Source organism: Flavobacterium sp. RHBU_3 (assembly GCF_046613565.1).
Classification (GTDB): domain Bacteria; phylum Bacteroidota; class Bacteroidia; order Flavobacteriales; family Flavobacteriaceae; genus Flavobacterium.
The window spans coordinates 81220-93446 of sequence record NZ_JBKJHC010000004.1 but is presented as its reverse complement, the minus strand read 5'-3'; the positions used below and the strand labels follow the sequence as shown (position 1 = coordinate 93446).

Genomic DNA, 12227 nt, shown 5'->3' with positions numbered 1-12227 from the left:
ACAAAGGTTTTTTTTTCTCACAAGTGCTTTTATAAAAATTATTTAAATCCAAAATTATTACCTTTGCCACCGCAAATTTATACTATAATATATGTTCAATAAAAATATAAAGCTGGTTATTGCCGGCCTTATCCTTGCAACAGCCGTATGGCAGTTTACCGAGAACAATATAGGCAACGGTATTTTCCTTATACTTATTGCGGCTTTGGTAGTAGTTACCTACTTCCGCAACGAGGTAATTATTATGGCATTTTTTAAGCTTAGGAAACAAGACCTGGACGGTGCCGATAAAATACTGGATAAAATAAAAGACCCACACGGCGCACTGGTACGTAAGCAGGAAGGCTACTATAACTACCTTAAAGGTATTATTACCAGCCAAACAAACCTTAATACTGCCGAAAAGTACCTGCGCAAGGCTATAGAACTGGGTCTTAACATGGATCAGGACCTGGCTATGGCAAAACTACAGCTGGCAGGTATATCGTTTACTAAAAACAAAAAGATAGAAGCAGAAAAGCTACTTGCTGATGCTAAAAAACTGGACAAGCAAGGCATGCTAAAGGACCAGATAGCAATGATGAAAGCCAATATGAAAAAGGCTCCGGCGCAACAAATGAGGAGATATTAATTTTCATATACTAATAATATTAACCGCCTTTAGGCGGTTTTTTTGTATCTCTTGCTGTCAAACCAAGACGGTTTATAGCTTTAGTCTGAATATTTATTTTTTAAATAAAACTCTAAAAAGCTTCATTAAACAGACTACTGTTCAATCATATTTTTACTACAAAATTTCATTTTAAGAAGATTTTATGGTTAAAATGCCTTTAAAGCACTTTTTAGGGTATTTATAAAATGTAAGAAATACGGCAGTTTCATTAAAACACGGCATAAAATCATTGGCAATACTGACAAAAAGCAAAAATCAGCCTATTGTGTTAAAATTAATTTTCTCAAACGTTTTCAACAGATTTAAATACTCCAGAAAACAAATTTTAACATTTCATCAAGGTTTAACCCCATAACCTTAAAAAAACGCAAGAACACGCCTCACTATCAATATCTTAATATCTGCAAAAATCACAACATACTCATAATCAGTGATATTTATATGTAATTTTACTATACCCCAAGAATGAAACAAAAAGATGAAAGGTTTAGTAAAATATATTATTCTGTTTTTATTTCCACTGATGGTTTCAGCGCAAGTTGATACCACCTCTTTTTCCAATGCCCTACGTATTAAATTCAAAAAATACCAAACCATTGCCGAGCATGCTTACCGCACCGGCGATGCCGAAAGGGGCGACTATCTTTTTGATTCTTTAGTCCAGTACAGATTAAGGTCTACCACTTTTGATGATTATACCTTTAAAAAAGTAAACGGGGGTAAACTAGAGCTCTCAAAAATTAAAAAGCCTATTGTACTTATTACATTTTCATCGAGTATGGTTACAGGCCTGGGAGAAATTCCTGCTATAAACAAGCTGGCACATAAGTATCGTAAGGATGTACAATACGTAGCACTGTTTTGGGACCGCAGGCATAACATGAAAAAAATAGCAGCCAAATTCAATAGCAATGTAATAGTATGCTACGCGCACGAATCATACAAAAACGATGCGCCTATTGTAGCAACCATGAAGCATAAAATAGGCTACCTGGCATCTTATTATCTTGATGAAAACCGCAAGGTAATAGATATAAAACGTTGTTTTGTAAAAGCTCCTATAAAGAAAAACCAATATCAACGGGGTTTTGCTTTGTACTACAACAATTACCTGAAGCAGCTTCACGGTTTAATTGTGAACTTTGAGCTTAAAAAAGAAATGCTGGCAGTAAAATAAATTTATTTGTGGATTTGTTTATTGGTTAATTTAGGAATGCAATCCGCAAATAAATGCTGCCAGTTTTTTATACCAACAAATTCAGCAAATAAGGCTGGTTGTTCAGGTAATCTACAAAAAAACCACGCTCTTTCATATTGGTAATCAAGCTCTCAAACTCGGCAGCCTGTTTTAGCTCTATACCCACTACAGCTGTTCCTTTTTCTTTGCTGTTCTTTTTGGTGTATTCAAAATGGGTAATATCGTCAGTTGGCCCAAGTACGTTCATTACAAATTCACGCAGGGCACCCGGCCTTTGCGGGAATTTCACCAGGAAATAATGCTTTAAGCCCGCATATAACAATGCGCGCTCCTTTATTTCCTCCATACGGGTAATGTCGTTATTGCTGCCCGATATCACGCATACCACATTTTTACCCTCAATTTCTTTGGCATAATAACCCAGTGCCGCCACCGATAAGGCTCCGGCGGGCTCCACTACTATAGCATCTTTATTATACAGGCTAAGGATAACCTGGCATATACGGCCTTCGTCTACCGTATGCATATCGTGCAGGGTTTGCTTGCAAATATCAAACGTATATTCGCCCACGCGCTGTACAGCGGCTCCATCTACAAACTTATTAATACGTTCCAGCAACACGGTCTCCCCTTTTTCAAGGGCTTTTTTCATACTTGGTGCGCCTGCAGGCTCCACCCCTATTATTTTGGTTTCGGGTGAAAGCTGTTGCAATACGCTACTCAACCCTGAGGCAAGTCCGCCACCACCTATGGGCACAAACACATAGTCTATCTTTTCGGGCAACTGTTCCAATAGCTCCAATCCTATAGTTGCCTGACCTTCTATAATTTGCGGATCATCAAACGGGTGTATAAACATAGCCCCTCTTGATGCACAAAAATCAAGTGCGGCGTCTTTGGCTTCGTCAAACGTATCACCTGCCAAAACCACATTTACAAACTCGCCCCCAAACATACGTACCTGTTCCAGCTTTTGTCCCGGTGTGGGTGTGGGCATAAAAATAGTACCGCGAACTTCCATCTTATTACACGCAAAAGCTACGCCCTGTGCATGGTTACCCGCACTGGCACACACTACACCTTTGGCAAGTTCATCAGTGCTTAGTGTAGCCATTTTGTTATAAGCTCCGCGCAACTTGTACGAACGTACGGGCTGTAAATCTTCTCGCTTAAAATAAATATTAGCGCCATACATTTCGCTTGCAGTACGGTTTAATGTAAGCGGTGTACGGTTTACCACGCCTTGCAGGCGCTGTGCAGCCTGCTGCACACTTTCTATAGATGGGAAGTAAGTAGTATGAGTATTCATGGTGTTTTTTACTCCTGCAAGGTTTTAGTAACCTTGTAGGTATTTGCGTTAAAAATACCGTTCGTCATTGCGAGCGCAGAGAAACGGAGCGTGGCAATCTAAAAACAGATTGCTTCGTCGTACCTCCTCGCAATGACAGAACGGTTTTAAGCTATTCTAGTGAAATGATTAGTTGTTTTCAGGGCGTAAACCACGTACAGTTTTACCTGCCTGCCACATTTCGCTGTTACGTAGTTCGGCAAGTTCTTCTTCAAGCTTCACGCGGTAATCCGGCTTACTGTTGCTTGATATAGAGTATCCTGCTTCTTTACCGGTTTCTACACTTTCGTAAAGCTCTTCAAATACCGGCTTGGTAGCATCGCGGAATTTCTTCCACCAGTCCAGCGCACCACGTTGTGCAGTTGTAGAACAGTTGGCATACATCCAGTCCATACCGTTTTCGGCTACAAGTGGCATAAGCGATTGTGTAAGTTCTTCTACGGTTTCGTTAAACGCCTCACTTGGAGTGTGACCTTTAGAACGAAGCACCTCGTACTGAGCCGCAAAAATACCCTGAATAGCCCCCATAAGCGTACCGCGCTCTCCGGTAAGGTCGCTGAATACTTCACGTTGGAAATCCGTTTCAAACAGGTAGCCCGAACCGATAGCGATACCCAATGATACCACACGCTCCCAAGCCTTTCCTGTAGCATCCTGGAAAATAGCGAAACTACTGTTTAGTCCGCGGTTTTGCAGGAACATACGGCGTAATGATGTACCTGAACCTTTAGGAGCTACAAGGAACACGTCTACATTTTCCGGCGGAACAATGCCTGTTTGCTCATTAAACGTTACACCAAAACCGTGTGAAAAATATAATGCTTTGCCTGCGGTTAGGTTTTCCTTAACCTTAGGCCATACTTCAATCTGGGCTGCATCACTAAGCAGGTAGCAAATGATTGTTCCTTTTTCAAGGGCTTCTTCAATATCAAAAAGGGTTTCGCCGGGTACAAAACCATCGGCAACAGCCTTATCCCATGATGCTGAGTTTTGACGCTGCCCTACAATAACGCTGATACCGTTATCGCGCAGGTTTAGCGCCTGGCCTGGGCCTTGTACACCGTAGCCTATAACTGCTACTACTTCATCTTTTAATACCTGTTGTGCTTTTTGTAACGGGAATTCGTCGCGGGTTACCACGTTTTCTTCAACCCCGCCAAAATTTAATTTTGCCATTTTCTTCTGTTTGTTTATTATTTTAAGTTTCTTAGCTACTGAGCCGCTGGGCTTCATAGACAGCCACTCTCAGTCATAATTATTTTGATTTTAAAATTGATTTGTTCCAACATTCCTAAGCCTCTTTACCATCTGAGTGGCAACTTTAAACCTGAAACTTGAAACAAAAAATATTACATACTAAACACTCCGTCCCTTTTATCAAGGAATTCATTTTCTACAGCCGGTTCACTGGGCTGTTCTGCTTCAAATTCCAGTGTAGCGTCGTGTATGCCCTCACTGGCTTTTATAATTGCTACACGGGCACTACGCACAAATTCGATTAGCCCCCACGGTTGCAGGGCTTCTGCCAAAGCATCAATTTCTTCGCGATGCCCTGTGGTTTCGAACACTGTGTAGTCGTTACGTATCACTACCGTATTTGCACCATACTGACGCAACAGGCGTTCTACCTTTACCTGTTCGGCAATGACTTTGGTAGGCACTTTGTACATTGCCATTTCCTGCCAAACGATTTCATCATCGGTGTTGTAAAATACTTTAAGTACCTCAACCTGCTTCTCCAACTGGCGGGCTACTTTTTGTACCACATCTTCCGATTCTTCTATGACAATGGTAAAACGGCTGATACCCTTTACCTCGGTAGGGCCTACGTTAATACTCTCGATATTGATTTTCCTTCTCGAAAAAACAATCGCTATGCGGGTCATCAGACCCACATGGTTTTCGGTATACACCGTTATGGTAAACTCCTGTTTCATTTTTTTTAAGTTTCTGAGCTGCTTAGCAACTGAGTTTCAGGGTTTAGCTTCACTCTGTTTTGTTTAGGCCTGAGTGAAGCTATTCCCCTCTTGAGAGGGGTTAGGGGTGTGTCCCTTCAAATTCTATTATATATTGTTCAATAGCCCTAATAACATTCTCAATATCATTCATTACCTGATAATCTGAAAATCTTAATACTGCTATACCAAATTCATTCATCTTGGCTTCTTTAACTACATCTTTATTATAGACCTCTAAAAATTCATGCGAATATCCATCTACCTCTATACCCAACATTAATTCGTAACAGAAAAAGTCAAGTATGTAATTGTCAATTGGTTTTTGCCTGTGAAAATCATATCCATACATCTGCTTATTTTTAAGCTTTTGCCAAAGGGTTACCTCAGACTTTGTACTTCCGTTACGAAGCTGCCTCGCTAACTCCTTAAGTGCAGGATTATATGGAATTATTATTCTTTTCATTTTTTGACACACCCCTAGCCCCTCTCAAGAGGGGAATAGCTTCACTCAAACCTTTGTACGCAAGAGTGGCGACTTTATGACTTTACAAACTTTCGACTTTTGACTAAATCACATTTCGTCCCTTCCTAATACAATTTCGCTTACACTCTTACCTTGCGGCACCATAGGGAATACGTTGTTTTCCTTGCCGGTCATTACCTCAAGCAGGTAGCTACCATCATGTTGCAGCATGGTTTGCAGTGCATCCTTAAGGTTTTCGCGTTGGTTAACGCTTTGTCCCGGTATGCCGTAAGCACTGGCCAACTTTACAAAATCCGGACTCTGTATGTCTACAAATGAATAACGCTTTTCGTGGAACAGCTGCTGCCACTGGCGTACCATCCCCAAGAATGAGTTGTTCAGTATCAGTATTTTTACATTGGGTTTAAACTGCATAATAGTGCCCAGTTCCTGTAATGTCATCTGAAAACCGCCATCGCCTATAACCGCTACTGTGGTACGTGTAGGGTCGCCATACGCAGCACCAATTGCCGCCGGAAGCGCAAAGCCCATAGTACCAAGTCCACCGCTGGTTATATTACTTTTGCTATGGTTATATTCGGCATAGCGGCAGGCTACCATTTGGTGCTGCCCTACATCGGTTACTATAATAGCATTACCCTCAGTAAGTTCATTTACCAGACGGATAACCTCACCCATAGTTAGTACCTCATCAGTAGGATATACTTCAGGGGTAATGACTTTCTTCTGCTCGCGCTCGTTACATTCTTTAAACTTTTGGTGCCAATCGGTATGTTTACGTTCGTTAATAGCTGCGGTAAGTAGTGGTAATGTTTCCTTACAATCACCCCACACCGGCACATCGGCTTTTACGTTTTTGTCAATCTCAGCCGGGTCTATATCCAGGTGGATTACTTTGGCCTGTTTGGCATACATGTCCAGCCTGCCTGTAACCCGGTCGTCAAAACGCATACCGATAGCAATAAGTACATCGCATTCGTTAGTGAGCTTATTAGGACCGTAATTACCGTGCATACCCACCATACCCACACCCAGCGGATGGTTTGTAGGAATGGCGCTCATCCCCATAATGGTCCATGCCGCAGGTACTCCTGATTTCTCAAGAAAGGCTTTAAACTCGGCTTCAGCCTTACCAAGAATAACACCCTGCCCGAACACTATAAACGGACGCTCCGCCTTGTTTATCAGTTCGGCTGCCTGTTGTATATATTCGGTACGTACCAAAGGTTTTGGCCTGTAACTACGAATGAAATCGCATTTTTCATACCCTTTAAAAGCAATCTTTTGCAATTGGGCGTTTTTGGTAATATCTACCAAAACAGGCCCCGGCCTACCCGAGCCTGCTATATAAAAGGCTTTTGCCAATACCGCAGGAAGCTCCTCGGCATCGGTAACCTGATAATTCCATTTGGTAACGGGAGTGGTAATATTAATTACGTCTGTTTCCTGAAAGGCATCGGTACCCAAAAGGTGCGCAAACACCTGCCCCGTGATAGCCACCAGCGGCGTGCTGTCTATCATGGCATCGGCAAGTCCGGTAACAAGGTTAGTAGCCCCCGGGCCACTGGTAGCAAACACTACCCCGGTTTTACCCGAAGCACGTGCAAAGCCCTGCGCAGCGTGTATACCGCCCTGTTCATGGCGTACCAGTATGTGCTTCAGCTTATCGTTATAATGATACAACTCATCATAAATAGGCATTATAGCCCCACCGGGATAACCAAAAATGGTGGTTACCCCTTCGGCAAGCAACGCTTCAAGCACTACCTGCCCCCCACTGTGGGTTTTGGGTTCGTCTGCCGTTTGGGTAGCAGCCGATTTTTCAATTGTCTTTTCCATACAATTAAATTTATTTTTTTCCAATGAACTGGCTATTTTCTGCTAAAAAGAATAATTCCCACCCCGGCTTTCAGCCACCCCTCCGGAGGAGGGGAATACCACTCTGCTTATTTGACATCACTATTCCCCTCCTCCGGAGGGGTGCCCGTAGGGCGGGGTGGATAACTAATCCCTTTACTTATTCTTTATCAAATTATCAAAACTCATCGGTAACACAGCCTTCAGCAGCTGATGAAACCGTACGGGCATATTTGTATAATAATCCGCTTTTCACTTTCAGTTCGGGTTGTTGCCATGCAGCTCTGCGCTTGGCTAACTCCTCCTCACTGACCAGCAGGTTTAGCGTGTTGTTTACTGCGTCAATCTCTATCAGGTCGTCATTCTCCACAAGGGCAATGGTGCCACCTTCATAAGATTCTGGGGTAATGTGCCCCACCACAAAACCGTGCGTACCACCACTAAAACGTCCGTCTGTTATCAGGGCAACGCTTTTACCAAGGCCGGCACCAATAAGCGCGCTGGTAGGCTTCAGCATTTCGGGCATACCCGGTGCACCCTTAGGGCCTTCGTTCTTTATCACAATAACGTCGCCATGCTGTACCGTACCGTTGGCAATACCTTCAATAAGGTGTTTTTCCCCATCGAATACACGGGCAGGGCCTTTAAAGCGCTCCCCTTCCTTACCGGTTATCTTGGCTACGCTGCCGCCGGTGGCAAGGTTGCCATACAGTATACGCAGGTGACCGTCTGGTTTAATCGGGTCGGCAAGCGGACGGATTATCTTTTGGGTTTCAAATTCAAGTGAAGGAACATCAGCCAGGTTTTCGGCTATGGTTTTACCGGTAACAGTAAGGCAGTCGCCGTGTAGTAACCCCTGTTCAAGCAAGTATTTCATAACAAGCGGAATACCGCCTATGTTGTGTAAATCCTGCCACAGGTACTTGCCGCTTGGCTTAAAGTCGGCCAAAACCGGCGTGGTATCGCTCATCTTCTGGAAATCATCCTGCGTAACCGATACACCTACGCTTTTGCCCATTGCTATTAAGTGCAGTACGGCATTGGTACTACCACCCAGTATCACGATAAGGCGCATGGCGTTTTCAAATGCCTTACGTGTCATGATATCCGCTGGCTTTATATCTTTTTCAAGGAGCAGTTTCAGGTATTTACCGGCATCCAGACATTCCTGTTTCTTTTCAGGGCTTAGCGCCGGGTTACTTGACGAATACGGTAAACTCATACCCAATGCCTCTATAGCCGAAGCCATGGTGTTAGCCGTGTACATACCGCCACAGGCACCCGCGCCGGGACACGCATTGCGTATTACACCTTTAAAATCTTCATCGTTCATGGTACCGGCTATTTTTTGACCCAATGCCTCAAACGCCGATACTATATTTAAATCCTGGCCTTTATAGCAGCCCGGGGCTATAGTACCACCATACACCATTATAGAGGGGCGGTTCAGCCTGCCCATAGCCATAATACAGCCGGGCATGTTCTTGTCGCAGCCCGGTATGGTTATAAGCCCGTCATAGTATTGCCCTCCCGAAATAGCCTCTATACTGTCGGCTATTACATCGCGGCTTACAAGGCTGTAACGCATACCATCGGTACCGTTACTCATACCGTCGCTTACGCCTATGGTATTAAAAATCAGTCCGGCAAGGCCTTCATTCCATGTACCTTCCTTAACCAGTTTGGCAAGGTCGTTAAGGTGCATGTTACAGGTATTTCCGTCAAAGCCCATACTGGCTATGCCCACCTGTGCCTTATCCATATCTTCGTCGGTAAATCCTATACCGTACAGCATGGCCTTGGCAGCCGGCTGTGTATCATCTTGCGTAAAAATACGCGAGTATTTGTTTAAAGTCATTTGTTCAAAGTTTCAGGTTTCAGGTTTAAAGTTGCTTACTCTACACCAAAAACCGAATTTTATCCGTTCCGTTTTAAAGTTGATTACTTTGACCCGAAAACTATGTTTAGTTTGTTTGTGTTTGTTTTATGCTTCTGCTTCAAGCTGAAGGCTGTCTTCTTCCTGTTTAAACTCTTCAATCCCTTTGTTTAAAACAAGATTCCTGTAAGCTTTTTGTATGGTAGCGCAAAGGCTGTCGTCCCAGTTTTTGGTAAACGGTACATCGTCCAGCGATTCCAGTGCTACCACCTCAGCAGCGGTACCACAAAAGAAAGCTGCATCGGCACCGCGCATTTCATCAGGGGTAAAGAATTTTTCCTCTACAGGAATATCCAACTCATGGCAAATATCTATAACAGTAGCCCTGGTTATCCCCGGAAGTATGCTGCCCTTAGCGGGAGTATATAGTTTGCCGTCTTTTTCGTAAAATACATTGGCTCCACTGCTTTCGGCTACATAACCGTTTGCATCAAGCACCAGAGCCTCATCATAACCGGCATCTTTGGCTTCCTGGCACGCCAAAATAGAGTTTACATAGTGTCCGCTTACCTTAGCTTCTACTTTAAACGCCTGTGGATTTGGCCTCTGGAAACTGCTGGTTTTAATACGCATTTTGTTAGCAAGGTAACCTCCGGTCCACTCCCATGCTTCTATGGCAAGGAAACTCTGAAGCCCTTTACTCAGTGCCATATTGGGCGAACAAAAAACAATCGGGCGAATGTAAGCGTTGGTAAAACCATTACGCTCCAGCACCTCATAGGTAAGCGCGGTTAGCTGTTCTGTAGTGTAATTAAACGGCATGTGCATTAATTCGGCACTGCGGCGCAGGCGGTCATAATGTTCTTCTGCCTTAAATATCTTGGTACCGTTTTCGGTTTCGTAGGACTTAATCCCCTCAAAAACTGCATATCCGTAGTGAAGTGACTGTCCGTAAAGGTTTGTGGAAGCCTCCGATGCTTTCACGAATTCCCCGTTGTAATAAATAATGGTTTTGTCTGTAAAATACATATTCTGTTTGCTACTGTTTGTTCAGTTTAGAGCCAAAAAAAACCGTTCCTTTATGAGGGAACGGCTTGTATATGGCTATATCAATTCAAGGCAGTATCCCTCAGGCTTTGTTGCTAATGACAACAATGCTGAGAATGCTAACTGCTATGATGATGTTTGTGTTCATAATCTTATTCGATATAGCGAAGGTATGAATTAATATTAAACGACAAAACATTTAACTGATAATTATCATACAAAAAACAATTTTATAACGTATTTTAATCAATAAAAAAGCTAAAAAATTACACTATATATAATTTTAATTTGCTTTCAAAAAAAATACAGCAACGTTCTGTTAAAAAACCAATGTTGATTTTGTGTTATGATAAAAATTTCTTTTTCAAGCTGCTGAGTTTCTGAGCTACTTAGCTGCTTAGATATTTTTAAGAGATTAGGCCGTGAGAACCACTACCCTACCATCGATAAAAACATTGGTAAAACCAAATTCATTGGCTATCCAACCAAACGATTCATCGCTGTAAAGAAATACATGTGTAGGATCGGTTTTATAAAACCAGGCACCAAAATCACGATTTGGGTCAAAGCGGTCGGTCATTATATAGAGTTTACCCCCAGGTTTCAGTAGTTTTCGGAGTTGGGCAAACTCGGTGTGCGGATCTTTAAAGTGCTCGGCGGTTTCACTACACGCTATGTAATCGTACTTATTTTCTAAAATTTCAGGATAATTATGGAAATACAAATCGTATTGGCACATATCATATCCTTTATCAGTAAGTACCTTTAATATGGGCGACCCCGTTCCGGAGCCAAAATCAAGTCCCCTATGCTGCGTACTAAAATCAGCCAATATACGGTTGGTTACCGGGCTGGTAAAGTTTTGGTACCGCACATCCTCAGGGTCGTTGTTGTGGTTTAGGTAATGTTTTTGCTCTGCCTCGGGCGAAAGGTAATCTTTCGGGTGCAGGAAAACAGAAAGGCAAAGGGAGCAGTATAAAAACTCCCTTTGCCCCTGTATATAATATGTTTGGGAACTGCCGCTGCACAGCGGGCATTTCAAATCACCCATATATTAAGGATTTGTTGACCAAATGCTGCTTTCTTTTATAAACACACGCTTATTCAGCTTTAGTTGTGCTACAATCAGCTCAGCAAAGTCTTCGGCCTGCATTACTTTTTCAGGGTTGCCATCGGTAAGGTTCAAGTCTTTTGCCATATCGGTAGCAATAGTACTCGGAGCCAGCGCTGTAACGCGAATATTGTGTTTGCGCACTTCCTGCATTAACGATTCAGTAAGCCCCATTACGGCAAACTTACTTGCGCTGTACGCACTGGTAGCTGCTGCTCCACGCAGACCCGCAGTAGATGATATGTTTACAATATCGCCGCTTTGCTGCTCTATCATACCCGGCAGTACGGCACGCGTAGCGTAGTAGGTACCAAACAGGTTTACTTTAATAATATTTTCAAATTCATCGGGAGTCAGGTCAAGGAACTTACCAAATTTGCCCACACCGGCATTGTTAATCAGTATGTCTATCTGCCCGAATTCAGCTACCGCCTTTTCAATAGCAGTAGTAATTGAAACAATTTCAGCTACATCGGCAGCAAGTGCCAGGGCTTTTACGCCTTTAGCTTCTACTTCTTTGGCGACAGCCTCTATATCGGCAGCCGTACGGGCTATAAGCACTACATTAGCACCTTCCTCAGCCAGTGCCAGTGCCACAGCTTTACCAATTCCTTTTCCTGCACCGGTAATCAGTGCATTTTTTCCTTTTAAACTTTGCATTGTGTTATGATAGGT

The 12227-nt window shown here is 43.0% G+C and carries 12 protein-coding genes; 3 read left to right on the top strand and 9 right to left on the bottom strand.

The window, feature by feature from the left end; all coding sequences use genetic code 11:
* Positions 1-91: 91 nt before the first annotated feature.
* Complete coding sequence (locus tag ACLI1A_RS06665; RefSeq protein ID WP_411407394.1) at positions 92-631, top strand: DUF2892 domain-containing protein; 540 nt, start codon at positions 92-94, stop codon at positions 629-631.
* 565 nt (positions 632-1196) lie between these two features.
* On the top strand, positions 1197-1850 hold the full coding sequence (locus tag ACLI1A_RS06660; protein ID WP_411407392.1) for a hypothetical protein: 654 nt from the start codon (positions 1197-1199) through the stop codon (positions 1848-1850).
* A 67-nt stretch (positions 1851-1917) separates the two neighbouring features.
* On the opposite strand, the gene ilvA is transcribed toward ACLI1A_RS06660, so the two are convergent.
* From ilvA to ACLI1A_RS06625, 7 genes are all read right to left on the bottom strand, one after another.
* Positions 1918-3180 (bottom strand): threonine ammonia-lyase IlvA, encoded by a 1263-nt coding sequence (gene ilvA, locus ACLI1A_RS06655; RefSeq protein ID WP_411407390.1) that lies wholly within the window; start codon positions 3178-3180, stop codon positions 1918-1920.
* A 168-nt stretch (positions 3181-3348) separates the two neighbouring features.
* Positions 3349-4395 (bottom strand): ketol-acid reductoisomerase, encoded by a 1047-nt coding sequence (gene ilvC, locus ACLI1A_RS06650; protein ID WP_411407388.1) that lies wholly within the window; start codon positions 4393-4395, stop codon positions 3349-3351.
* Positions 4396-4568: 173 nt separating this feature from the next.
* Positions 4569-5156: an acetolactate synthase small subunit gene (gene ilvN / locus ACLI1A_RS06645; RefSeq protein ID WP_411407386.1), complete on the bottom strand. Its 588-nt coding sequence runs from the start codon at positions 5154-5156 to the stop codon at positions 4569-4571.
* Positions 5157-5256: 100 nt separating this feature from the next.
* Positions 5257-5640, bottom strand: coding sequence for an endonuclease domain-containing protein (locus tag ACLI1A_RS06640; RefSeq protein WP_411407384.1), 384 nt, complete (start codon positions 5638-5640; stop codon positions 5257-5259).
* 108 nt (positions 5641-5748) lie between these two features.
* On the bottom strand, positions 5749-7500 hold the full coding sequence (gene ilvB, locus ACLI1A_RS06635) for a biosynthetic-type acetolactate synthase large subunit (RefSeq protein WP_411407382.1): 1752 nt from the start codon (positions 7498-7500) through the stop codon (positions 5749-5751).
* Positions 7501-7696: 196 nt separating this feature from the next.
* Positions 7697-9376, bottom strand: coding sequence for a dihydroxy-acid dehydratase (gene ilvD / locus ACLI1A_RS06630; protein ID WP_411407380.1), 1680 nt, complete (start codon positions 9374-9376; stop codon positions 7697-7699).
* A gap of 126 nt (positions 9377-9502) precedes the next feature.
* The gene (locus ACLI1A_RS06625) at positions 9503-10423 is read right to left on the bottom strand and encodes a branched-chain amino acid transaminase (protein WP_411407378.1); all 921 of its coding nucleotides are present in this window, start codon (positions 10421-10423) and stop codon (positions 9503-9505) included.
* Positions 10424-10475: 52 nt separating this feature from the next.
* Here ACLI1A_RS06625 and ACLI1A_RS06620 point away from each other — a divergent pair, with 52 nt between their 5' ends.
* Positions 10476-10622, top strand: a complete 147-nt coding sequence (locus tag ACLI1A_RS06620; protein ID WP_411407376.1) for a hypothetical protein — start codon at positions 10476-10478, stop codon at positions 10620-10622.
* Between the two features lie 234 nt (positions 10623-10856).
* Here the strand turns inward: ACLI1A_RS06620 and ACLI1A_RS06615 are convergent, their stop codons facing one another.
* On the bottom strand, positions 10857-11492 hold the full coding sequence (locus tag ACLI1A_RS06615) for a class I SAM-dependent methyltransferase (protein ID WP_411407374.1): 636 nt from the start codon (positions 11490-11492) through the stop codon (positions 10857-10859).
* Positions 11493-11495: 3 nt separating this feature from the next.
* Positions 11496-12212, bottom strand: coding sequence for a 3-ketoacyl-ACP reductase (locus ACLI1A_RS06610; RefSeq protein ID WP_411407372.1), 717 nt, complete (start codon positions 12210-12212; stop codon positions 11496-11498).
* Between the last annotated feature and the right edge of the window lie 15 nt (positions 12213-12227).